Below are 21,642 nucleotides of genomic sequence, written 5' to 3' on the forward strand. Positions count from 1 at the left end.
TTAGCGGCCGCTACTTCTTCTCGTCGAGCTTCAGCGCCGCCGAGTTGATGCAGTAGCGCAGGCCGGTGGGGCCGGGGCCGTCGTTGAAGACATGGCCGAGATGGCCGTCGCATTTCGAGCACAGCACCTCGGTGCGGACCATGCCGTGGCTCACATCGTGCTCCTCGTCGACATGGCTCTCGACCGCGGGCTTGGAGAAGCTCGGCCAGCCGCAGCCGGAATCGAACTTCTGGTCTGACTCGAACAGCGGCTGCCCGCAGCCGGCGCAGATATAGGTGCCCTTGCGGGGATCATGCTCATATTCGCCGGTGAACGGGCGCTCGGTCGCCTTTTCTCGCAGCACGGCGTACTGCATCGGCGTCAATTCCTTGCGCCACTCGGCCTCGCTCTTGCGGACCTTGCCGTCGGTTTTGGTATCGGACATTCAACCTCCTTTGCGAGATGCTCAGTTGGTGGCCTTGGTGCTGCCCACCAGCGTCGGCTTCTCGATGTAGTTCTCCGCGAAGATCTTCTTCAGGTTCTCGACCTTCGGGATGTCGTTATACGCAATATAGGGCTGGCTCGGGTGCAGCGTCAGATAGTCCTGGTGGTAGCCCTCCGCCGGATAGAACGCCTCCAGCGCGCCGACCTTGGTGACGATCGGCTTCTTGTAGACCTTGGCCGCGTTGAGCTGGGCGATATAGGCATCCGCCACCTTCTTCTGCTCCTCGCTGGTCGTGAAGATCGCCGAGCGATATTGCGTGCCGGAATCGGGGCCCTGGCGGTTCAGCTGGGTCGGGTCGTGCACGACGGAGAAGAAGATCTGCAGGATCTTGCCGTAGGAGATCTTCTGCGGGTCGTACTTGATTTCGACGGACTCGGCGTGGCCGGTGCTGCCGGTCGAGACCTTCTCGTATTCGGCATTCGCCTTGCTGCCGCCGGAGTAGCCGGACACCGCGCTGACGATGCCGGCGGTGTGCTGGAACACGCCCTGCACACCCCAGAAGCAGCCGCCGGCGAGCACCGCGGTCTTGATGCCGGTTTCCGGCGCGCTCGCGGCCGGCGGCGGGATGACCACGGCGTCCTCGGCGGCAAGCGAGGGCGCAACGGCAAAAGCGGCAACGGCCAGCGCGCCGATCGCGGCGGCGCAAAGCGAGAGGCGGCTGAGGGAGCTGGGCATGGGTTCCTCGTGGGATCGCAATTGGGGGCCAGTCTAGAGCGGGAGCCGGCATTGGCAAACCGGGCCGGGCGGCTTCGACACTTCAAAATACGGGCGAGGGGGCGTTTTGTTACGGTGCCGGCCACACGGTTTCGTGAGGGAAATGCCGGTCATTCAAGGGGGTAGGTGCCTTGCGCCCGTCATCCTGAGGAGCCGCGGAGCGGCGTCTCGAAGGATGCACGGCCCGACTGTTGGCCATGCATCCTTCGAAGCTCGCTTCGCTCGCACCTCCAGCGACAAAGGCGAAGCCTTTGCGCGGGGATGACGGGTCTATGGAGCGCGCGGGGCCTCTACACCACGATGCTGAGCCGCTTCGCCGCGCGCGTGATGCCCGTATACAGCCACCTCGCGCGCGAGTCCTGGAACGCAAAGCTCTCGTCGAACAGCACGACGTCGTCCCATTGCGAACCCTGCGACTTATGGACGGTCAGTATGTATCCGTAGTCGAACTCGTCATAGGGCTTGCGCTGCTCCCACGGAATGCCCTCGATGCCGCCGTCGAAGCATTCGCCGCGCACCGACACCTTGGTGACCTTGTGGCCGAAATCCTCGTCCGGCATCACGCGCATGGTGATGATCTTGGACTTCGACTGCGCGCGCGCCTTGACCCGCCACAGCCCGCCGTTGAACAGCGCCTTCTTGCGGTTGTTGCGCAGGCAGACCAGCTTGTCGCCTGCGACGGGGAGAGGATCTTCGATGTTCAGCCGCTGCCGCATCCGCATGTTGTAGGCGCGGCGGGTGTTGTTGCGGCCGACCAGCACCTGGTCGGCGCGCATCACGCGGTCCGGATCGAGCTCCTTGCGCGACACCACCTCGCTCTCGCCATGGCGGCCGATCTCGAGCTCGCGGCCCTCGCGGATATCCATCGACATCCGCACGATCGGATCGTCCTGCGCCTGGCGGTGCACCTCGGTCAGCATCGCGTCCGGCTCGGCGTCGGTGAAGAAGCCGCCGCCCTGGATCGGCGGCAATTGCGCGGGGTCGCCGAGCACCAGCAGCGGACATTCGAACGACATCAAATCGCGGCCGAGCTCGGCGTCGACCATCGAACATTCGTCGATCACGATCAGCTTCGCTTTCGAGGCCGGTGCGTCATCCCAGAGCTCGAAACTCGGCTGCTCGACGCCGGACTCGCGGGCGCGGTAGATCAGGGAATGGATCGTGGAAGCGCTGTCGCAGCCCTTGTTGCGCATCACCAGCGCCGCCTTGCCGGTGAAGGCTGCGAATTTCACCTCGCCGTCGACGCCTTCGGCGATGTGCTGGGCGAGCGTGGTCTTTCCGGTTCCGGCATAGCCGAACAGGCGGAACACCGGCGGCGTTCCGTTCTTGCCCGGCTTGGCTTTCAGCCAGTCGGCAACGGCTTTCAGCGCGGAGTCCTGATGCGGCGTAAAGGTGGTCATGTGACTTTCGGAAGAATGAGCGCGCGACCGATAGCGCCGCGACTCACACCCGCACAAGCTAAACATTCATGCGTTCCAAGCAAGCCGTCTCCCGCCGCGCGGAATTGGGGTTTCGCGCCCGAGGCTAGACTTGACCCGGGGCGGCACTAGACTGACCGAAAACAACAGGGGTCGGGACCACCACAAGTGGTCGGGGACGACCTTGGGAGTGACGCCATGAAATTCGGCATCTTTTACGAGCTGCAACTGCCGCGCCCCTGGAACGACGGCGATGAGCTCCGGCTCTACCAGAACGCGCTGACACAATTGGAGACCGCCGACCGGCTCGCTTACGACTACGCCTGGGTCGTCGAGCATCACTTCCTCGAGGAATATTCGCACTCGCCGGCGCCGGAATCCTTCCTCGCCGCCGCGAGCCAGCGCACCAAAAACATCCGACTCGGCCACGGCATCTTCCAGCTCACCACCAATCATCCCGCGCGCGTCGCCGAGCGGGTCGCGGTGCTCGATCTGCTGTCCAACGGCCGCTGCGAGTTCGGGATGGGCGAGAGCGCCTCGATCACCGAACTGACGCCGTTCGGCCGCGACATGGAGACCAAGCGCGAGGTGTTCGAGGAAGCCGTGCAAGCGATCTTCCCGATGTTCACCAAGGTCGGCACCGAGCATCACGGCAAGTATTTCGACATCCCGCTGCGCAATGTCGTGCCGAAGCCGGTGCAGAAGCCGCATCCGCCGCTCTGGATGGCCTGCTCGCAATTGCCGACGATCGAACGCGCCGGGCAGAACGGGTTTGGCGCGCTCGGCTTCCAGTTCGTCAGCGCCGAGGCGGCACACGCCTGGGTGCACGCCTATTACAACGCGATCACCAAGCGGCTGAAGAAGCTCGCCGACTACGAGATCAATCCGAACATGGCGCTGGTCTCGTTCTTCATGTGCGCCGAGACCGATGAAGAGGCGCGCAAGCGCGCCGACGGCGCGACCTTCTTCCAGTTCGCGCTGCGCTATTACGGCCAGGCGCAGAACCGGCAGCGCCCGGCGCCCGGCACCGTCAACATGTGGGACGAGTACAACAACTGGAAGCGCGAGAATCCCGAGGCGCAGGAGGCCGCATTGCGCGGCGGCCTGATCGGCTCGCCGGAAACATTGCGCAAGAAGCTGCGGCGTTTCCGCGCCTCGCATATCGACCAGGTGATCCTGCTCAACCAGGCCGGCAAGAACACCCATGAGCACATCTGCGAGTCGCTCGAACTGTTCGGGAAAGAGGTGATGCCCGAGTTCCAGCACGATCCCGAGCACGATGCCTGGAAGAAGGGCGTGCTCGACGGCTCGATCCAGCTCGAGGAGATCGACACCCAGGCGTTCTCGGACCGCTATGGTAAACTCGCGGTCAATGTCGGCCCGAAGACCGCAGCCGCCGGCTGATCGATTCCTGTGCAGCGACCTCGCGATCGCGTGAAGAAAATAATTCGCTACGCGCGACCTGCGCCTTAAACGAAACGGCACGCGCGATGCCTGCAGCGAAGTGCAGGCATCGCTATTTTTGTGCGGTGCTCGACAGCTTCATTCGCGCGCCCCATCATCCTGGCATCGCATGATCGCGTGTTGAGAAACGCGCTTGATCGTCAGGAGAGTTTTGGAATGAAGCGTCGTGAGTTCCTCCAGCTGTCGTTCGTCGCAGCCGCCACTGCCGCGCTGTCACGAAACGCGCAGGCCCAGACGGACGCGAAGGAAATTCGTATCGGCTACCAGAAGAACGGCGTGCTCGTTATCACGCGCCAGCGTGAGGCCTTGGAAAATCATTTCAAGCCGCAGGGAGTGAGCGTGAAATGGGTCGAGTTCTCATCGGGGCCGCCGATGATGGAAGCGATGAATGTCGGCAGCGTCGATTACGGCGCGGTCGGCGATTCCCCGCCGATCTTCGCGCAGGCCGCGGGTGCGGCCATCGTCTATGCCGCCGCGCAACCCATCATCAATGGCTCCGGCATCCTGGTGCCGCAGAATTCGGCAATCACGGGCATCGCCGACCTCAAAGGCAAGCGTGTCGGCTTCACCAAGGGATCCAGCGCGCACAACGTCGTGATCCAGACGCTGGAGAAGGCCGGGCTGACCTATGACGACATCACGCCGGTCTATCTGACGCCGCCGGACGCAGGTCCTGCCTTTGCCAATGGCGGCATCGACGCCTGGGCGATCTGGGATCCGTATTTCGCGATCGCCGAGACCAAGCAGAACGGCCGGATTCTGGTCAAGACCCGCGACATCACCAAGACCAACTCGTTCTACATCGCCAACCGCGACTTCGCGAACAGGCACGGCGCGCTGCTGCAGCAGATCGTCGATGTCACGACATCGACCGCGGCATGGGCGCAGGCGCACCCTGACGAGGTCGCGAAATCGCTGGCCGCCGTCACCGGCGTCCCGCTCGATATCCAGACCATCGCGGCGAGGCGGGCCGGATTCTCGGTCGGCCCCGTGACCGACGACATCATTGCGACCCAGCAGGGCGTCGCCGACCGCTTCTTCAAGCTCGGCCTGATCCCGAAGCAGATCGCGATCCGCGACATCGTCTGGCGCAATACCCAGACCTGATCGGCGCGCTTGGTCAATTCAATGCAGAGGATATTCCCATGACGCGTTTGTTTCGACGCTGGGTTGCCCGCGCGGTGCTGTCGGTCAGCATCGTCGCGGCGACCGTCGGCGCCTCCTACGGCCAGGAGAAGGTCGTCCGCATCGGCTATCAGAAATACGGCAAGCTGGTGCTCTTGAAGAGCAAGGGTTCGCTCGAGGAGAAGCTGAAATCTGTCGGCACCAAGGTGGTGTGGACCGAGTTTCCGTCGGGGCCGCCGCTGCTTGAAGCACTCAATGTCGGCGCTATCGATTTCGGCAACACCGGCGAGGCGCCGCCGATCTTCGCGCAGGCCGCCGGCGCGCCGATCCAGTATGTCGCCTATGAGCCGCCGGCGCCGAAAGGCGAGGCGATCCTGGTGCCGAAGGACAGCCCGATCAAGTCGGTCGCCGATCTCAGGGGCAAGAAGGTCGCGCTGAACAAGGGCTCCAATGTCCACTACCTTCTGGTGAAGGCGCTGGAGAAAGCCGGCGTCAAATATTCCGAGATCGAGCCGGTGTTCCTGGCGCCGGCCGATGCCCGCGCGGCGTTCGAGCGCGGCGCGGTGGATGCCTGGGTGATCTGGGATCCGTTCCAGGCCGCGGCGGAGGCTGCGACCGGCGCACGCACCGTCGCCGACGGCACCGGCGTCGTCGCCAACTATCAGTTCTACTTCGCCTCGAAGAAGTTCCTGCAGGCCGAACCGAAGATCGTCGAGCTCGTGCTGGCGCAGCTCAGCGAAGTCGATGACTGGGCCAAAGGCGACATCCACGCCGTCGCCGAACAGCTCGCGCCGAGCATCGGCCTGTCGGTGCCGGTGGTCGAGGTCGCGCTGAAGCGGCAGGCCTACGGCATCAAGCCGGTCACGGACGCTGTGATCGCGGATCAGCAACAGGTCGCCGACACGTTCTTCGCGCTCGGCCTGATCCCCAAACAAATCAAGATTTCCGACGTCGCATGGAGACCGGGCACGTGAGCACCCCAACCAACGCCAACATCCTCTGGTTCTTGCCGACCCACGGCGACAGCCGCTATCTCGGCACGGCGATCGGCGGCCGCGAGGTGAATTTCAACTATCTGCGCCAGATCGCGCAGGCCGCCGACCAGCTCGGCTATTACGGCGTGCTGCTGCCGACCGGGCGGAGCTGCGAAGACTCCTGGGTGGTGGCCTCAGCCGTCGCGCCCTGGACCGAGCGCCTGCGTTATCTGGTGGCGGTCAGGCCCGGCCTGCAATCGCCGAGCGTTGCCGCCCGCATGACCGCGACCTTGGACCGGCTGTCGAACGGTCGTCTCTTGATCAACGTCGTCACCGGCGGCGATCCGATCGAGAACAAGGGCGACGGCATCTTCCTCGACCACGACGAACGCTACGCGGTGACGCGCGAGTTCCTCAACGTCTATAGCGATCTGCTCGCCGGCAAGACGGTCAATGTCGAAGGCAAGCACATCCGGATCGAGGACGGCCGCCTGCTGTTCAATCCGGTGCAGTCGCCGCGCCCGCCGCTGTATTTCGGCGGCTCGTCGGACGCCGGCATCGACGTTGCGGTCGACACCGTCGACAAATATCTGACCTGGGGCGAGCCGCCGGCGCAGGTCGCCGAGAAGATCGCCAAGGTGAAGGCCGTCGCCGCGCAGCGCGGCCGCAAGCTGTCGTTCGGCATCCGGTTGCATGTGATCGTGCGCGAGACCAACGCGGAGGCCTGGAAGGCCGCCGATGAGCTGATCCAGTACGTCACCGACGACACCATCGTTGCCGCGCAGAAGATCTTCGCGCGGATGGATTCGGTCGGCCAGCAGCGCATGGCGCAGCTGCACGGCGGACGGCGCGACAAGCTCGAGATCAGCCCGAACCTCTGGGCCGGCGTCGGCCTGGTGCGCGGCGGGGCCGGCACCGCGCTAGTCGGCGATCCCCAGACCGTCGCTGCGCGCATCAAGGAGTATCAGGACGTCGGCGTCGATACCTTCATCATGTCGGGCTACCCGCATCTTGAGGAAGCCTATCGGTTCGCCGAGCTGGTGTTCCCGCTGCTGTCGCTGGCGCAGCCCGGCAACGTGACGCCGATCCGCGTCAACACCGGGCCGTTCGGCGAGACCATCGGCAACGACTACCGTCCGCAGAAGCAGGCATCGCAATCATGAGTCTCATCGACAGTCTCCCGCGCGTCGGCGCGCCCAAGCTACCGAAGGTCGACGGTCTGATTCCCTGGATCGTGCCGCTTGCGATCGTGCTGGTCTGGCAGCTTGCCTGCGTCACTGGCTTCGTACCCTCGCGGGTGCTGCCGGCGCCGACAGATGTCGCGCTGGCCGGGTGGAAGCTATTGCTGTCCGGCGAACTGGTCCGCAACATCTGGGTCAGCTTCTGGCGCGCCTCGATCGGCTTTGTGATCGGTGGCGGCATCGGCTTCGCGTTCGGGCTCGCCAATGGGCTGTCGCAACTCTCGGCGAAGCTCACCGACACCACGCTGCAGATGGTGCGCAACATCCCGCATCTGGCGCTGATCCCGCTCGTCATCCTGTGGTTCGGCATCGACGAGTCGGCAAAGCTGTTCTTGGTCGCGCTCGGCGTGTTCTTCCCGATCTATCTCAACACGCTGCACGGCATCCGCACCGTCGATCCGCAGCTGATCGAGATGGGCCGCATCTACGGCATGACCGACGGCGAACTGTTCCGCCGGGTGATCTTCCCGGGCGCGCTGCCCTCGATCTTCGTCGGGCTGCGCTTTGCGCTCGGCATCATGTGGCTGACGCTGATCGTCGCCGAGACCATCGCGGCCTCGTCGGGCCTCGGCTACATGGCGATGCAGGCGCGCGAGTTCATGCTGATCGACGTCGTCGTGCTCTCGATCCTGATCTACGCCTTGCTCGGCAAGCTCGCCGACAGCGCCTCGCGGGCGCTGGAGCGGCTGACCCTGTCGTGGCACCCCGCCTTCCAGAAGAAGTGAGAATGAGAATGCAAGAAGCGCTTCGTTTCCAGCCGGTCGACGCCGAACCGGTCGACCACGCCGACATCGTCGTGAAGGCGCGGCATTTGCGGCGCGTGGCGGAAGGCGCGGCCCGCGGCCTGTCGCTGACCATCCGCGGCTTGCGCAAGGCGTTCGGCGACAATGAGGTGCTGCGCGGCATCGACCTGCACATCCCGGCCGGCCAGTTCGTCGCGATCGTCGGCCGCAGCGGCTGCGGCAAGAGCACGCTGCTGCGCTTGGTCGCCGGCCTCGATGCGCCGACGGCGGGAAGCATCGCCTTTGGCGAACAGCCCCGGGCGCAGGATGTCCGCGTCATGTTCCAGGAGCCGCGCCTGCTGCCCTGGGCGCGGGTGCTGTCCAATGTCGAGGTCGGTCTGGGGCGCGAGCGCTCGTCGGCGGATGCACAGGCGCGCGCCGAGCGCGCGCTGGTCGAGGTCGGTCTCGGCGACAAGCGCGACCAATGGCCGGCGGTGCTGTCAGGCGGCCAGAAGCAGCGCGTGGCCCTGGCGCGGGCGCTGGTCAGCCAGCCGCGCGTGCTGGCGTTCGACGAGCCGCTCGGTGCGCTCGATGCGCTGACCCGCATTTCGATGCAGCAATTGCTGGAGCGCGTCTGGCGCGACCAGGGCTTTACCGCAATCCTGGTGACGCACGATGTTGCCGAGGCGGTCGCGCTCGCCGACCGCGTGCTGGTCATCGAGGACGGCCGGATCGCCGAGGATGTCACGATCGACCTGCCGCGGCCGCGCCGGCGCGGTTCGGCCGAGCTCGCCGCGCTGGAAGGCGAGATCCTGAAGCACCTGCTCGAGGGCAGCGAAGACACGTCCGGTCTGTGAGGTCGCCATGAATTCCATCGTCCGCAATGTTTCGATCGAGCCCGCGGTGGCGGCCGATGAATTCCGTGGCGCGATGCGCCATCTCACCGGCGGCGTCAGCGTCATCACGGCCGGCCGGGGCAAGGAGATCTCGGGAATGACGGTGACCTCGGTGTCGTCGCTGTCGGTCGAGCCACCGTCGCTGATCGTCAGCATCAACCGCGCTGCCTCGTCATGGCCTCTGATCGCGCGCCATGGCGTGTTCGGCGTCAACATCCTGACCGCGGATCAGCTCGACATCGCCGAGCGCTTCACAGGCAAGGGCGGCATGAAGGGCGCCGATCGGTTCACTGGCGCCGAATGGACGACGCGCGCCTCGGGCGTGCCGTTGCTGGTCGGCGCGCTGGCAGCGATCGACTGTGAGGTCGAGGAGGTCATCGAGCGGCATTCGCACGCGATCGTCATCGGTCGCGTGCTCGATGTGATCGCATCGGAGCGCACCGCCGCGCTGGCGTATTGGCACGGCGAATATGTCGCGATCGACCGCGATGAAGACGCCGCCAGGTTGGCCGAGGTCAGCCTGCCGTCACGCCACGTTCACGCCCGGGGCGTGCGTTAGAGCGTTTTCGAGCGAAGTGGGCACCCGTTCGCGTGAAGAAAACGCGTCAAAACAAGAAACTAGAGCTTCGGTTCTGATGCAATCAGAACCGCAGCTCTAGCTCATGATCGCCGTCAAGGTCGCGGGCGTGTCAATGATCACGTTGCTGCCGCGGACGCTGGACCAGACGGCCTGAATGGTTTGAGGGGCATTGCTGAGCGGGATGCCGGCCACCAGTGTCGTCGGGACACGGCCGCTGGCTTGCGGGACCGGCTCGTTGTAGGTGAAGCCCGCGACGACCCCGGACATCACGCCGTTGACGGTGATCCCGAAGCTCCCGCCGGGCGTATCGTTGCCCGTGGCGTACGGGAACGGGACGTTCAGGATGATGATGGCGGTAACGCCGACGCCCTCGGGGAGCGTTATCGCGAGGCCTTTGATCGGTGTAAAGGAAGCGGAGTTGGTGGACAGGGTGCCGCTGGTCTGCACGTAAAGGGCCATATCGCTCTCCAGTTGTCGAAATACAAAGGCACAATAGGAGATTGAATACGGCAACTGCCCGCAAGACTCAAGGGATGAGTGGCAAGGGGAACGGCAAGGGGGCTGGCGCGGCATGTTGGCCGTGGCGCTTTGCCGGCAAGCGCACTAAAAGCCGCGGATGTTTCGCAGACGTGACGGTTCGATGAAGCGCGTGGGAGCCTGGCTGTTCTATCTCGTCGGCGCAATCGCCGTCGCTTATCTCGCGCTCTATGCGTATGTGACCTTCACCGGCCGCGACATCACACCCGGCGATCCGATCCGGATCTTTCGCAAGCCCGATGCGCCCAACTATTCGTGAGGCGCGGCAGTCGCGGCGGGTTTGGTCCGCCGCTCCTCTTTCTCAGCCGGCGCTTGCCATGCGCTGATAATCGGGCGCGCCATTGCCGGCCGGGGTGATCGGGATGCCGCCATCGGCATATTCGTTCAGCTTGTTGCGCAACGTGCGGATCGAGATGCCGAGGATGTTGGCGGCATGGGTGCGGTTGCCGAGGCAGTGCTTCAGCGTTTCCAGGATCAAATCGCGTTCGACGTCGGCAACGGTGCGGCCGACCAGCGCGCGGGTGACCTGCTCGGCGGCCAGCGTGGCGTGCGCGACCGCGGGCGCGGTCTTGGCGAGGTCGAGACGGTCGCCGTCGGGGGTTAGGATCGCGTCGGTACCGATCTCGTCGCCCTGCGCCATCAGGACCGAGCGATGGATCGTGTTCTCGAGCTCGCGGACGTTGCCCTGCCAGCGGTTCGCGGTCAGGACGCGGCGGGCGTCGGCAGAGATCGGACGGACCGCCACGCCGTTGGCTTCGGCATATTTCTTGGCGAAATGCTGCGCCAGTTCGAGGATGTCGGCCGGACGATCGCGCAGCGGCGGGATCTTCAGGTTGACGACGTTGAGGCGGAACAGCAGGTCCTCGCGGAAAGAGCCTTCGCGCACCGCCTCCGACAGATTGCGGTTCGAGGTCGCGATGATGCGGATATCGACCGGGACCGGCTTGGTGCCGCCGACGCGGTCGATCACGCGCTCCTGAATCGCGCGCAGCAGCTTGGATTGCAGGCGGACGTCCATCTCTGAGATTTCATCGAGCAGCAGCGTGCCGCCGGTCGCTTCCTCGAACTTGCCGATGCGGCGCGCCACTGCGCCGGTGAAGGCGCCCTTCTCATGGCCGAACAGTTCGGATTCCAGGAGGTGCTCGGGGATCGCCGCGCAGTTGATCGAGATGAACGGCCGCTTGGCGCGAGCCGAGCGGGAGTGGACATAGCGCGCCAGCACTTCCTTGCCGGTGCCGGACTCGCCGGTGATCATCACGGAGGCGTCGGAGCCCGCGATCTGCTGCGCGAGCTTAATCACCCGGCCCATCGCCTCGTCGCGATAGATCAGATCGCGTGCGTCGTTGGCGACCGCGGCAAGCACCGCTGCGATCAGCTCGGGGTCGGGCGGCAGCGGGATGTATTCCTTGGCGCCGGCGTGGATCGCGGCGACCGCGGCGCGGGCATCGTTGGAGATGCCGCAGGCGACGATCGGCACGTGGATGTGTTCGGCCTCGAGCCGCATCACGAGGTCGCGGATGTCGAGGCCGACATCGACCAGCAGGAGGTCGGCGCCCTTGCCGCTGCGCAGCACGTTCATCGCCTGCTCGGCGGCCTCGGCGTGAGTCACCGAGGCGCCGTTGTCCATCGCGATCTTGGTCGCGGTCGTGAGCTGGCCCTTCAGGGTGCCAACGATGAGAAGCCGCATGATGATCTCCTGTTCGTCTGGTCGCGCAGGTTCCGCGCGCTACCGTGAATTTGTTACGAGCGTTCTGCCTTGATGATTTCGGTCATGGTCACGCCGAGCTTGTCTTCCACCAGCACCACTTCACCACGCGCCACCAGGCGGTTGTTGACGTAGATGTCGATCGCCTCGCCGACGCGGCGGTCGAGCTCGAGCACGGTGCCCGGTCCGAGCTTCAAGAGGTCGCCGACGTCCATCTTGGAGCGGCCGAGCACCGCCGAGACCTGCACCGGCACGTCGAACACGGCCTCGAGATCGGCGGCGATGCGCGCGGCATTTTCGTCCTCGTTGTAGCCGATGTCGTCGATCCCAGGCGCGTCGGCGGCGTTGAGATCGGGAAGCGGGACGTGGGTGTCGGTGTCGCTCATGGTTCAGCCCTCAATCCTTCAGCCGGTCTGGCCGCGGGACGCCAGATAGCGCCCGACGAGTTCGTTGATCTTGCCTTCGATCGCGGCGCGTTCCAGCACCACGCCGCCGTCGGCCCATTCGATCCGGCAGTCGCCGGTCGCAATCGTGGGCTCGGCCAGGATCACCAGCCGGCCCTGGAAGCCGGAATGCGCCGCCAATCGCTCGATATTGTCGTGCGCCGCCTCGTAGAGCGCGTCATTGATGCGGACCACGAGATGCGGCGTCGCCACCAGATGCGAGAAGCAGTCGGAGACCAGCGCGGTGATCTCGCCGAGCGGCTCACGTGCGACCAGTTCGGAGCAGAGCTTGCGGGCGACCGCGACCGCGACGTCGACCGCCTCGGTCTCCATCCGGGTCTCGATGCCGCCAAAGCGGGCGGCGATGCCCTTGATCGCGGTGCCGATCTCTTCCAGCGCCTGCGCCGCGCGGCGGTCGCTCTCGACCTTGGCCTCGCGCAGCGCGGCCTCGTAGCCGGCGCGATAGGCCCGCGCCTCGGCGTCGGCGACCTTCTGCGCGACCTCGGCCGGGGTCGGCGCGCGCTCGCGCGAACGGTCCGGCGCCGAGAAGTCGGTGTCGAACAGGAATTTCGCGGGTGCGGCCATCAGTACACCAACTCGTCGTCGGCGCGGTTCTTGGTCAGGGTGATCTCGCCGCGGGCGGCGAGGTCCTTGGCGAGGTTGACCAAGAGCGCCTGGGCCTCGTCGACGTCGCGCAGGCGCACCGGGCCCATCGCGGCCATGTCGTCCATCAGCATCTTGCCGGCGCGCGAGGACATGTTGCCGAGGAAGAAGCTGCGCACCTCCTCGTTGGCGCTCTTCAGCGCGACGCCGAGCTTGTCCTTGTCGATGTTGCGCATCAGCGTCTGGGCCGAGGCGGAATCGAGCTTGATCAGGTCGTCGAAGGTGAACATCAGCGCCTTGATGCGCTCGGCGGATTCGCGGTTTTCCTCTTCCAGCGAGGTGATGAAGCGGGTCTCGGTCTGACGGTCGAAATTGTTGAAGATCTCGGCCATCACCTCATGGGCGTCGCGACGGCGGGTCTGCGACAGGTTCGACATGAACTCGGTGCGCAGCGTCTGCTCGACGCGCTCGATCACTTCCTTCTGCACCGCCTCCATCCGTAGCATGCGGCCGACCACGTCGAGAGCGATGTCCTCGGGCAGGATCGCCAGCACGCGCGCGGCGTGCTCCGGCTTCAGTTTCGACAGCACCACGGCGATGGTCTGCGGGTATTCGTTCTTGAGGTAGTTGGCGAGCACCTCTTCCTGCACGTTGGAGAGCTTCTCCCACATGTTGCGCCCGGCGGGGCCGCGGATCTCGTCCATGATGCCGGTGACGCGCTCGGCCGGCAGATATTGCTGCAGCAGCCGTTCGGTGGCGTCGAAATTGCCCATCAGCGCGCCTGAGGCCGACATCCGCGAGACGAATTCCAGCATCAAATCCTCGACCACGTCTGCCTCGACGGTGCCGAGCGTCGACATGTGGACCGACAGCTCGCGGACCTCCTCGTCGTCGAGCATCGACCAGATCTTGCCGCCGTACTGCTCGCCGAGCGCGAGCATCAGGATCGCGGCGCGCTTGGGGCCGGGCAGCGGCTTGCCCTTGGCGCGGCCGCTCTGCCGGCTCGCCAGCGTCGAGAGGACGGTGGCGATGTCGTTGGCGTTGGTGGTCTGGGGTACGGCGGCCATGTCAGTTCTCCACCGGCTCGCTCAGCCATTGACGCACGATGGAGACGGTCTCGTTCGGATTGCGTTCGGCGAGTTCGCCGACCCGGTGCACGGCCTGGGCGTGGACCTGGCCCTGGATCTGGGCGACGTCGATCAATTGCGCCGCGCCGCTGCCGCTCGGGATCAGCGCCTGGCTGGATGCACCGGCGCTCTCGGCATGGGCTTCGGCCAGCGCGGGCAGGCCCGCACCGCCGGCCAGCGCCGGGATCACGTCGGCGGCCACGATGCGCTTGACCAGCGGGCGCACCACCATGAACAGCACGACGAGGCCGAGCATCATCATGACGCCGAGCTCGATGACATACATGACGTCATCCTTGGTGAATTGCAGCATGCCGAGCAGGCCGGTCGGCTCGGCGATCGGCTGCGCGGTCGGCGGCTCGGCGAAGCGGAGGTTGACGACCTCGACCTGGTCGCCGCGCTTCTGGTCGAACCCGATCGCGGAGCGGACCAGGGCGGCGATGCGGTCGAGCTGCTCCTTGGTGCGGTCCTGGTAGACCATCTCGCCTTTTTCGTTCTTGGCGTAGGCGCCGTCGACCAGCACCGCGACCGAGATGCGGTTGACGCGGCCGGCCTCGGTCACCTCGGTCTTGGTGGTGCGGGAAATCTCGTAATTGTTGGTTTCCTCGCTCTTCTTGCTCTGGTCGCGGGCGCGGACCGCGTTGTCCTGGTTCTGGTTACCCGGCAGCTCGTTGTTGACGGTGACCTGGCCGGAATTGTCGGCGGTGGCGCTCGATTCCTCACGGGTCTGGGTCGAGCGCAGCACGCGGCCTTCGGGGTCGAACTTGTCCGAGGTCTGGGTGATTTTGTTGTAGTCGAAATCGGCGGAGAGCTGGACGCGGGCGCGGCCGGCGCCGACCACCGAGGAGACGATGTCCTCGACCTGCTTGCGCATCCGCTTCTCGAAGGCGGCGCGGCGCTCGTCGCCGACCGCGGCATCGGCATCGGATTGGGCGCCGTCGGCAAGCAGCTGGCCGGCCTCGTCGACGATCGAGACCCGCTGCGGCTTCAGCCCGTTGACGGCGGAGGCGACGACGTGGCGGATCGCGCGGATCTGCTGCGGCTCCAGCGCGCCGCGGACCCTGAGCACGATCGAGGCCGAGGGTTCCGGCGTCTCGCGCGAGAACAGCGGCTTTTCCGGCAGCACGAGGTGGACGCGCGCGGCCTGGACGCGGTCGATGGCGCGGATGGTGCGGGCGAGCTCGCCCTCCAGCGCGCGCAGATGATTGATGTTCTGGACGAAGCTCGTGGTGCCGAGCGCGTCCGATTTGTCGAAGATCTCGTAGCCGACACCGCCGCCCTTGGGCATGCCGCCCTCGGCGAGCTTCATCCGGAGCCGCGTCACCTTGTCCTTCGGCACCATGATCGCGGCGCCGTCGCTGCGCAGTTCGAACGGGATCGCCTGGCGCTCCAGCTCCTTGATAATGGCCGAGGAATCCTCGGTCGACAGGTCGGTGAACAGGGTGGTCATCTGGGGCGTGGTGACGCGCATGATGACGAAGGCGAAGAAACCGATCAGGGCTGCGGTGACCGCAACCATGGCCGCGAGGCGGGCCGCACCTAGACCTCTGAAGAAAGCAACCAGACTTTGCACCAACGGCCCCCAGGGATTCGGCCCACGCGGGTCCGACTGGGCAAATATTGCCTAGGGTATGGTTTCCATATGGTTAACGAAGGTTAAGAACCGCGGCAAAAACGCGGACATGAAAAAAACCGGCTTCGCAAAGCGAGGCCGGTTTTCGTCAAATACCACTGTTTTCGCGAAACTTACTGCCGGTACTGCTGGATACGTGTAGTCCGCAGTCCGGCCAGACCATGCTGGTCGATCGAGAACTGCCAGGAAAGGAATTCATCGACGGTCAACGTGTAGCGGCTGCAAGCCTCCTCAAGGGAGAGCAGGCCGCCGCGGACCGCAGCGACGACTTCGGCCTTGCGGCGGATGACCCACCGCTTGGTACCGGGGGCCGGCAGGTCCGCAATCGTTAACGGGCTGCCGTCAGGCCCGATGACGTATTTCACCCTCGGGCGATGGGGTTCTGTCATGGCGTACTCACAAACTCTCAACCACTGAACTCGCGATAGGTAACCTACGCCCACCGGTTTAAAATTTGCCTAAGCCCAAGGCTTCAATACGATTCTCGTTGGAACGGCCGGGAACAGGGTGGCGGATTGGGCGCTTGGGAGCGGTGTGATGCCGGTCTTAACCCCTCCCATCTGGCCGCCTGGCAAGCCGCATCTGCGGTTGATCCAGCCCCGCTGGGAATAGAAACCGACCTTCGGTCGGGCGTTTTCCCGCTGTGTCGTCGACCTCACGCGAGGTGAACATTGGTCAAGCTTCCCACGTGTTCAACTATCCTTGATCTCCCCAGCGACGTCGCGCGTAACCAATCGCCTTTGTGTGCGTAGAAGAGATTGTCCGCTCACCGCAGGTGCGCGTTTCCTCAATCACTCCATCCGAGCCTTTATCATGATGATGAACAGACGCATCTTCTCGACCGCCCTGCTTGCCGGCGCTGCAGCTTCGCTGGTGTCCTCGCGCGGCATCGCCGCAACCACGCCGCCGGTGAAGGCGCGCAACGTCGTGCTGGTGCACGGCCTGTTCGCCGACGGCTCGTGCTGGTCGGAAATCATTCCGCGCCTCCAGGCCGCAGGGCTCAATGTGACGTCCGTGCAAAATCCGTTGACCACACTGCCGGACGCGGTCGCCTCGGCGCAGCGGGTGCTTGATCGTCAGGATGGCCCGACCGTTCTGGTCGGTCATTCGTTCTCAGGCATGATCGTCACCGAGGCCGGCATGCATCCGAATGTTTCGGCGTTGGTCTATGTCGCCGCGCGCGCACCCGATGCGGATGAAGACTACACCGCACTGGCCAAAACCTATCCGACGCCGCCCGCGAGCGCCGGCATCGTGTTCGATGGCGATGAGGGCCGGCTGAGCGAAGCCGCGTTCCTGCGCGATTTCGCCGGCGACCTGCCGGAGGCGAAAGCAAAGGTGCTCTATGCCGTGCAGCAGCCGTTCCACAAGGAACTGCTGGCCGGCAGAACCAGCCACGCGGCTTGGCGCAGCAAGCCGAGCTACTACGCCGTCTCGACCGAGGACCGCACCATCAATCCGGATCTCGAACGCTTCATGGCCAAGCGCATGGGCGCCACCACGATCGAGGTGAAGGCCAGCCATCTCGCGCTGATCTCGCAGCCCGATCCGATTGCACGGCTGATCCTCGACGCCGCGGGACGATCGGAGTGAGGGGCGGCTCCTCCCCGCACCGATAACGAAACTCCCCCGGGAACGTGGAGACGTTCCCGGGATCGCTTTGCATGCGCTCTTGTCCGCTTGATCCGGAGCCGCTTGATCCAGACGACGAGTCTCCGGGGCACTGCCCTGTCGAACGTGACAAATGCCCGATATCCGGCACGATTCAAATTTTGATCAAGGGCGATACGCCGACGGAGCAGCGACGGCTCTCAGCTGCGGATCGAGAACGGTCCTGCGTGCGCGATCCTCAACTTTGGGATTTGCAACGGCGGCGGAAATGTCCCGATCGACCGCGCCCACCGCAGGCTTGCGCTTGGTGCTGAGCGCGTTCAGGAGCGCCGCGGCGGCGATCATCATCAAGACGCCTCCGAGACTGACCGCGATCTGCATCGAAAGCCGGTTCGAAATGTCGAGCAGATCAAGCTGGCTAACGAGCGCCAGCACAACGCCGAGACAATAGATCGGCAGCGAATTCTCGCCACAGCACCGCGCGCTGCGCAGGATCGGCGTCGATAGTCCTCGCCAACCGGCGGGAACGAGCCATGACGTCACGATTGCAAGAGCGAGGAAATGCAGCAGCCGCAACAGGCTCAGATTCGATTTGTCCAATGGAAATAGCAGATCCGTCACGGCCTGCGGCAGCACCTTGAGGTCCTGGCCGAGCGCGAGGACGAGGCTCATCACCAGAAAGAGAGCGGAAAGGATCAGCGCAGGGCGCGACGTCATCCATTCCCGGATCGTCTTCCCCTCGACGACGTACCATGCGCCCAGCACGACCAGAAACTGCCATGCCAGCGGATTGAAGAACCAGAAGCCGTCAGGCCAGGCAGGAACACGCCAGCCGAAGACATGCGCCAGCGCATAAAGCAGCAGCGAAACGCCAAGCGTCACGTTTGGTGCGCGCAGCAGCAGCCACAACAACGGTGCGAACAAGACGTGACAGATCACAAAGACCGGCAAGACATCGGTATTGACAGGGCGGAATTGCAGGATTGCGGCGTGAGCGAGCGTCGCGCCCGGACGCTCGAACAGAACCTTTGTATTGCTCTCGTCGGCAAGATCGCCGCCCGCGACATGGACGAGCACGGCGCAAGCGAGCACAAGCAGGAGGAACGCGACGTAGATGTCCCATCCCCGCCGCAGCGAACGGCCGATCATGCCTCTCCAGCCGTCACGTTGACGGGCTCTGCCGTAGGCCAGCGCGCAAGTCACGCCCGAGATGAACATGAAAATCTCGGCCGCATCGCAGAAGCCGTAGTTGCGCAGCGTCAGCCAGCTTCCGACGTTGTTTGGAATGTGGTCGAGAAATATCCACCATAACGCGATCCCGCGGCAGACGTCGATGCGCGGGTCGCGATCCGTCGATCTGAATTCCGGCGGAGTTTCGCCGATCAATCGCTTCGAGGTGTGGGTTCGATCATGCATTTGTCGATCTGCCTGGCGCGCGCACGGCTTCCCGTCAGGCACAGGTCCACGGGACGCTTTTGATGCTCCAGGGCGTGCGCGTGCCGGATCAGCCTCCGGCCAAGCCATGGGATTGGACGCTCCAGCTACCCGAGGGTTGGCGGCGCTTTTGCCTGCCAGCCGCAGTCACGGGGCCCGGAACGATCGCCGTCTTCCGGCGGCACCTGCAGGACTTCGCCGACGAGCGGTATCGAAAGCTGCTTTCGCATTTCCGCGAGGCGGGCACGACAGTACTCGTGATAAAGCATGTCGAATATGGTGGACATGATCGAACGCCTTCCTGATCACTGAGGTTGACTTCCCACGTGACAGATTTCGACCATTTCAACCGGCGGCCAAAAGCCAGCAGTGCCGCAGGCACTTTATGTCCGACAAATTCTGCTTAGCGATTTTGGCTAAAGCAGCGAAATAAGATCGGTATCTGCAATCTTTCAAAAATGACCTGCCCGCGGCTCCGTAAACCGGATCAATTGCGAACAGGGGCATCAACTGCTCCACCCTTGCGCGTCGCCAGGGATGTCCAATGAATCCGATGGCGGCAATTACAGATAGAGCCATCACGACCGTCTCCTCCTAAGGGAGAAATAAAGGCCGCGACTTTCGCGATCAGTATAAACGTAATATTCTGACCGGTACGTGAACCAGTTCACATCAGCATCGATCGCAGGCAAATCAGACTAGCAGATCGATAGCATGGCTTCTTGGACTTGCGCGCACGGATCGAGAGAACGCCGGTGCGTGAATTGCAAAATGCAGACATGAAAATGGTGTGCCGCAGCATTTCATCCTGACGCTCTGTGAAGGCTGGAGGTCCCCATGCCTACGGACGCAGCCGATTTTGCATCGTATCGATTTTCAACGCGCGACCTTCCGGAGCGTATTCGTCTCTCTCTATGGCGCGAGCACTTTGGGCGATGCGTCGTGCACGCCGACATCGAGCCGCTGTCGAACACTCCGATCCAGGCCGATGCGTCGCTACGGACGATTCAGGGTCTGCGCATACTCGCGCTAAAGGGCACGTCGATGCGCTTTGAGCGCTCGCGAGCGAGCCTCGCCGATGGTGATGATTCCATCGGCGTCATCTTCTGCTCCCCCGGCAGAAGTCGGCTGTCGCAGCGCGGCCGTGACGTCGAGCTTCGCGCGGGTGATGCGATCGCAATCCTGCATTCTGAAGCGGCCAGCGTCACCTATGTTGATGGATTGCAACTTGGTCTGGCGGTGCCGCGCGCGGAGCTTGAGCAGCGCGTATCGGGTGTCGAGAGCCTGGTCATGCAGCCGATTGGGCACCGAAAGGAAGCATTCCGGCTATTCGCGGCCTATCTGAAGTCGGTGCTCAAGGCGAGAGCACTGACCGCCCCAAAACTTCGTCATACGATCGTGACCCACATCCACGATCTCGTCGCACTCGCGATCGACGAGTGTCCTGCCTTGGGCGAGAGCAGCGCGAGCGCCGTCATGGCTGCGCGGCACAACGCAGCCCTCGACTACATCACCCTACACTTTCAGGAGCCTGGGCTCAGCGTTCAAACGGTCGCCCGTTGTCAGGGCATCTCGCCCCGCTATCTACAGCGCCTGATGGCGTCATCGGGAACGTCGTTCACCGAGCGCCTGAATGAATTGCGTCTCCAGCGCGCGCTCGAATTGCTAACCGGGTCTCACGTTGGCAGTCAGCGGATTTCCGATATCGCGCTGGAGGTTGGTTTCTCGGATGTTTCGCATTTCAATCGCTCGTTCCGAATTCGTTTCGGCGATTCTCCGCGCGGCGTTCGGCTTGCCCGAAAGGTGGCCAGCTGAGCCGTGCTAACGTGATCGGCACGTGTGCAATGCCCAGCAAAGGACCTCTTGAAGAGATTGTAGGGCCATCGACGGTCGATTCTTCACCGGGGGCTCGATGTCGGCCGCCAGGACAGGTCGTCGGACCAAAGGTAGATCGCGATCGCCGCCAGGCACAAGGCGATGCCGATCCAGAAAACCGGCGAGTGATGGATGGGGCGTCGATCGCTCGGAACTCCCTTCATTCAATCAACTCATTGCGCGCGAATATTGAGGTCGGCAATACCTGGAACCGGAAGTGTCGCTCAGCCCGGACGCTCTTTGCAAGCCATCCTTTGCTGGCGCCCACGGACGCCGCTGGCGCGGTTGCGTCGGTTGCAAAGCAGAGTGAGCTAGATCACGGCGTGTGCGCGCGTCACGTATCATTGTCGGGGCGTGGCATCGGAGCGACGAATGGAAAACGAAGGACCCCGACATCATCTCCAATATCGACCATAAGCAAGGCACCTATACCATCGCCGCCAATTCGAGCCAGCCGTTCACGTTCTGGTGGGGCAAGGATTCGAAAGCGCCGAACGAGTTTTTCGACGTATCGATCGCGCCGCACTTCGAGAAGAACCAGACCTCGATGGAGCCCCTGCACGAAACCGACCGGGCCGTGTACTGGGATCACCGCGGCGGTGTCGGCGTCGTGCTCATCCTGACCTTGCAGAATCGCAACAACTTTCCGGTGACGTTCGAGCCCAATCACGTCCGGATCTATTGATGCGGCACGCGCATGGAGCGGGCCGCGCCGGTTGCGTGGCCGGCACAGGCCAGACCTGTCAGCCATGACGGACGTTCGGGGGGCGTGAGTTGGGCGGGACAGCCTCGCTTTGTCACTCCACTCCGGCCGCGTTGTTACTCGCCGGCAGTCGGCGGCAGCCGTTCCCGAAGCACTGCGATCTCGAGCATGACCGTGATGGCGATGGTCCTGAGGCGCGCATTCTCGGTCATTGTCTCGGCAAGCTGCGGGTGGGGTGTCACCGCATGCCGTGGCGTGGTCTGGGCGTGGTCTGGCGGGGTCGGGCGTGTCGGGGTCACTGGCTAACTCTTGCCGGCGGTCAAAGCGCAAAGCTTGGCAGCTGCGGAGTTTCA

At 64.2% G+C, this 21,642-nt stretch carries 24 protein-coding genes; 11 read left to right on the forward strand and 13 right to left on the reverse strand.

From position 1 onward, the window contains the following. Positions 1–10 precede the first annotated feature (10 nt). The 3 genes from msrB to ACVIGA_RS29800 form a co-directional block, all read right to left on the reverse strand. Entirely contained in the window at positions 11–424 is a 414-nt protein-coding gene (gene msrB, locus ACVIGA_RS29790; protein WP_456668806.1) for a peptide-methionine (R)-S-oxide reductase MsrB, read from the reverse strand. Positions 425–445: 21 nt separating this feature from the next. After that, a complete protein-coding gene (msrA, locus tag ACVIGA_RS29795) occupies positions 446–1,159 on the reverse strand; it encodes a peptide-methionine (S)-S-oxide reductase MsrA (protein WP_456668807.1) in 714 nt (237 codons plus the stop codon). A gap of 329 nt (positions 1,160–1,488) precedes the next feature. Beyond that, a complete protein-coding gene (locus ACVIGA_RS29800) occupies positions 1,489–2,598 on the reverse strand; it encodes an ATP-dependent DNA helicase (protein ID WP_456668808.1) in 1,110 nt (369 codons plus the stop codon). A 216-nt stretch (positions 2,599–2,814) separates the two neighbouring features. Between ACVIGA_RS29800 and ACVIGA_RS29805 the strand changes: the two genes are divergently transcribed. From ACVIGA_RS29805 to ACVIGA_RS29835, 7 genes are all read left to right on the forward strand, one after another. Next, positions 2,815–4,020 carry an LLM class flavin-dependent oxidoreductase gene (locus ACVIGA_RS29805; protein ID WP_456668809.1) on the forward strand — a complete coding sequence of 402 codons (1,206 nt, stop codon included), beginning with the start codon at positions 2,815–2,817 and terminating at the stop codon, positions 4,018–4,020. A 216-nt stretch (positions 4,021–4,236) separates the two neighbouring features. Continuing rightward, positions 4,237–5,187 (forward strand): sulfonate ABC transporter substrate-binding protein, encoded by a 951-nt coding sequence (locus tag ACVIGA_RS29810; protein ID WP_456668810.1) that lies wholly within the window; start codon positions 4,237–4,239, stop codon positions 5,185–5,187. A gap of 38 nt (positions 5,188–5,225) precedes the next feature. Further along, on the forward strand, positions 5,226–6,179 hold the full coding sequence (locus tag ACVIGA_RS29815) for a sulfonate ABC transporter substrate-binding protein (protein ID WP_456668811.1): 954 nt from the start codon (positions 5,226–5,228) through the stop codon (positions 6,177–6,179). Beyond that, a complete protein-coding gene (ssuD, locus tag ACVIGA_RS29820) occupies positions 6,161–7,342 on the forward strand; it encodes an FMNH2-dependent alkanesulfonate monooxygenase (RefSeq protein WP_456668812.1) in 1,182 nt (393 codons plus the stop codon). Before ACVIGA_RS29815 ends, ssuD begins: the two co-directional genes overlap by 19 nt. Beyond that, a complete protein-coding gene (locus ACVIGA_RS29825) occupies positions 7,339–8,145 on the forward strand; it encodes an ABC transporter permease subunit (protein ID WP_092117282.1) in 807 nt (268 codons plus the stop codon). The genes ssuD and ACVIGA_RS29825 overlap by 4 nt, the downstream gene beginning before the upstream one ends. An 8-nt stretch (positions 8,146–8,153) precedes the next feature. Next, complete coding sequence (locus ACVIGA_RS29830) at positions 8,154–8,999, forward strand: ATP-binding cassette domain-containing protein (RefSeq protein ID WP_456670915.1); 846 nt, start codon at positions 8,154–8,156, stop codon at positions 8,997–8,999. A 7-nt stretch (positions 9,000–9,006) separates the two neighbouring features. Next, entirely contained in the window at positions 9,007–9,597 is a 591-nt protein-coding gene (locus tag ACVIGA_RS29835) for a flavin reductase family protein (protein ID WP_456668813.1), read from the forward strand. A gap of 96 nt (positions 9,598–9,693) precedes the next feature. On the opposite strand, the gene ACVIGA_RS29840 is transcribed toward ACVIGA_RS29835, so the two are convergent. Further along, positions 9,694–10,077, reverse strand: a complete 384-nt coding sequence (locus tag ACVIGA_RS29840; protein WP_456668814.1) for a hypothetical protein — start codon at positions 10,075–10,077, stop codon at positions 9,694–9,696. Positions 10,078–10,258: 181 nt separating this feature from the next. Between ACVIGA_RS29840 and ACVIGA_RS29845 the strand changes: the two genes are divergently transcribed. Further along, the gene (locus tag ACVIGA_RS29845) at positions 10,259–10,414 is read left to right on the forward strand and encodes a hypothetical protein (protein ID WP_171947754.1); all 156 of its coding nucleotides are present in this window, start codon (positions 10,259–10,261) and stop codon (positions 10,412–10,414) included. 42 nt (positions 10,415–10,456) lie between these two features. Here ACVIGA_RS29845 and flbD read toward each other — a convergent pair whose 3' ends face one another. From flbD to sciP, 6 genes are all read right to left on the reverse strand, one after another. Beyond that, positions 10,457–11,842, reverse strand: a complete 1,386-nt coding sequence (flbD, locus tag ACVIGA_RS29850; protein WP_456668815.1) for a sigma-54-dependent transcriptional regulator FlbD — start codon at positions 11,840–11,842, stop codon at positions 10,457–10,459. Between the two features lie 53 nt (positions 11,843–11,895). Then, positions 11,896–12,246 (reverse strand): flagellar motor switch protein FliN, encoded by a 351-nt coding sequence (fliN, locus tag ACVIGA_RS29855; RefSeq protein WP_021076999.1) that lies wholly within the window; start codon positions 12,244–12,246, stop codon positions 11,896–11,898. An 18-nt stretch (positions 12,247–12,264) separates the two neighbouring features. Then, the gene (locus tag ACVIGA_RS29860) at positions 12,265–12,888 is read right to left on the reverse strand and encodes a FliH/SctL family protein (protein WP_456668816.1); all 624 of its coding nucleotides are present in this window, start codon (positions 12,886–12,888) and stop codon (positions 12,265–12,267) included. Then, positions 12,888–13,973 carry a flagellar motor switch protein FliG gene (fliG, locus tag ACVIGA_RS29865; RefSeq protein ID WP_223969659.1) on the reverse strand — a complete coding sequence of 362 codons (1,086 nt, stop codon included), beginning with the start codon at positions 13,971–13,973 and terminating at the stop codon, positions 12,888–12,890. The genes ACVIGA_RS29860 and fliG overlap by 1 nt, the downstream gene beginning before the upstream one ends. Before the next feature lies 1 nt (position 13,974). Next, positions 13,975–15,552 (reverse strand): flagellar basal-body MS-ring/collar protein FliF, encoded by a 1,578-nt coding sequence (gene fliF, locus ACVIGA_RS29870; RefSeq protein WP_456668817.1) that lies wholly within the window; start codon positions 15,550–15,552, stop codon positions 13,975–13,977. 227 nt (positions 15,553–15,779) lie between these two features. Then, positions 15,780–16,055, reverse strand: a complete 276-nt coding sequence (gene sciP / locus ACVIGA_RS29875; protein WP_002714638.1) for a CtrA inhibitor SciP — start codon at positions 16,053–16,055, stop codon at positions 15,780–15,782. Positions 16,056–16,479: 424 nt separating this feature from the next. On the opposite strand from sciP, the gene ACVIGA_RS29880 reads away from it, so the two are divergent. Then, on the forward strand, positions 16,480–17,259 hold the full coding sequence (locus ACVIGA_RS29880; protein WP_456668818.1) for an alpha/beta fold hydrolase: 780 nt from the start codon (positions 16,480–16,482) through the stop codon (positions 17,257–17,259). 183 nt (positions 17,260–17,442) lie between these two features. Here ACVIGA_RS29880 and ACVIGA_RS29885 read toward each other — a convergent pair whose 3' ends face one another. Next, positions 17,443–18,693 (reverse strand): OpgC domain-containing protein, encoded by a 1,251-nt coding sequence (locus ACVIGA_RS29885; protein ID WP_456668819.1) that lies wholly within the window; start codon positions 18,691–18,693, stop codon positions 17,443–17,445. Positions 18,694–18,818: 125 nt separating this feature from the next. After that, positions 18,819–18,998, reverse strand: coding sequence for a hypothetical protein (locus ACVIGA_RS29890; protein WP_456668820.1), 180 nt, complete (start codon positions 18,996–18,998; stop codon positions 18,819–18,821). 550 nt (positions 18,999–19,548) lie between these two features. Between ACVIGA_RS29890 and ACVIGA_RS29895 the strand changes: the two genes are divergently transcribed. Together ACVIGA_RS29895 and ACVIGA_RS29900 are read left to right on the forward strand one after the other, a co-directional pair. Continuing rightward, the gene (locus ACVIGA_RS29895; protein ID WP_456668821.1) at positions 19,549–20,526 is read left to right on the forward strand and encodes an AraC family transcriptional regulator; all 978 of its coding nucleotides are present in this window, start codon (positions 19,549–19,551) and stop codon (positions 20,524–20,526) included. A gap of 385 nt (positions 20,527–20,911) precedes the next feature. Continuing rightward, complete coding sequence (locus ACVIGA_RS29900; RefSeq protein WP_456668822.1) at positions 20,912–21,271, forward strand: hypothetical protein; 360 nt, start codon at positions 20,912–20,914, stop codon at positions 21,269–21,271. Positions 21,272–21,405: 134 nt separating this feature from the next. Here the strand turns inward: ACVIGA_RS29900 and ACVIGA_RS29905 are convergent, their stop codons facing one another. Further along, complete coding sequence (locus tag ACVIGA_RS29905; protein ID WP_456668823.1) at positions 21,406–21,588, reverse strand: hypothetical protein; 183 nt, start codon at positions 21,586–21,588, stop codon at positions 21,406–21,408. Positions 21,589–21,642 lie beyond the last annotated feature (54 nt).

Source organism: Bradyrhizobium sp. USDA 3240 (genome assembly GCF_054063295.1).

Coding starts and splice junctions, on each gene's coding strand:
- msrB (WP_456668806.1), bottom strand. CDS start 424: ATGTCCGATACCAAAACCGACGGCAAGGTCCGCAAGAGCGAGGCCGAG.
- msrA (WP_456668807.1), bottom strand. CDS start 1,159: ATGCCCAGCTCCCTCAGCCGCCTCTCGCTTTGCGCCGCCGCGATCGGC.
- ACVIGA_RS29800 (WP_456668808.1), bottom strand. CDS start 2,598: ATGACCACCTTTACGCCGCATCAGGACTCCGCGCTGAAAGCCGTTGCC.
- ACVIGA_RS29805 (WP_456668809.1), top strand. CDS start 2,815: ATGAAATTCGGCATCTTTTACGAGCTGCAACTGCCGCGCCCCTGGAAC.
- ACVIGA_RS29810 (WP_456668810.1), top strand. CDS start 4,237: ATGAAGCGTCGTGAGTTCCTCCAGCTGTCGTTCGTCGCAGCCGCCACT.
- ACVIGA_RS29815 (WP_456668811.1), top strand. CDS start 5,226: ATGACGCGTTTGTTTCGACGCTGGGTTGCCCGCGCGGTGCTGTCGGTC.
- ssuD (WP_456668812.1), top strand. CDS start 6,161: ATGGAGACCGGGCACGTGAGCACCCCAACCAACGCCAACATCCTCTGG.
- ACVIGA_RS29825 (WP_092117282.1), top strand. CDS start 7,339: ATGAGTCTCATCGACAGTCTCCCGCGCGTCGGCGCGCCCAAGCTACCG.
- ACVIGA_RS29830 (WP_456670915.1), top strand. CDS start 8,154: ATGCAAGAAGCGCTTCGTTTCCAGCCGGTCGACGCCGAACCGGTCGAC.
- ACVIGA_RS29835 (WP_456668813.1), top strand. CDS start 9,007: ATGAATTCCATCGTCCGCAATGTTTCGATCGAGCCCGCGGTGGCGGCC.
- ACVIGA_RS29840 (WP_456668814.1), bottom strand. CDS start 10,077: ATGGCCCTTTACGTGCAGACCAGCGGCACCCTGTCCACCAACTCCGCT.
- ACVIGA_RS29845 (WP_171947754.1), top strand. CDS start 10,259: ATGAAGCGCGTGGGAGCCTGGCTGTTCTATCTCGTCGGCGCAATCGCC.
- flbD (WP_456668815.1), bottom strand. CDS start 11,842: ATGCGGCTTCTCATCGTTGGCACCCTGAAGGGCCAGCTCACGACCGCG.
- fliN (WP_021076999.1), bottom strand. CDS start 12,246: ATGAGCGACACCGACACCCACGTCCCGCTTCCCGATCTCAACGCCGCC.
- ACVIGA_RS29860 (WP_456668816.1), bottom strand. CDS start 12,888: ATGGCCGCACCCGCGAAATTCCTGTTCGACACCGACTTCTCGGCGCCG.
- fliG (WP_223969659.1), bottom strand. CDS start 13,973: ATGGCCGCCGTACCCCAGACCACCAACGCCAACGACATCGCCACCGTC.
- fliF (WP_456668817.1), bottom strand. CDS start 15,552: ATGGTTGCGGTCACCGCAGCCCTGATCGGTTTCTTCGCCTTCGTCATC.
- sciP (WP_002714638.1), bottom strand. CDS start 16,055: ATGACAGAACCCCATCGCCCGAGGGTGAAATACGTCATCGGGCCTGAC.
- ACVIGA_RS29880 (WP_456668818.1), top strand. CDS start 16,480: ATGATGATGAACAGACGCATCTTCTCGACCGCCCTGCTTGCCGGCGCT.
- ACVIGA_RS29885 (WP_456668819.1), bottom strand. CDS start 18,693: ATGCATGATCGAACCCACACCTCGAAGCGATTGATCGGCGAAACTCCG.
- ACVIGA_RS29890 (WP_456668820.1), bottom strand. CDS start 18,998: ATGTCCACCATATTCGACATGCTTTATCACGAGTACTGTCGTGCCCGC.
- ACVIGA_RS29895 (WP_456668821.1), top strand. CDS start 19,549: ATGCCTACGGACGCAGCCGATTTTGCATCGTATCGATTTTCAACGCGC.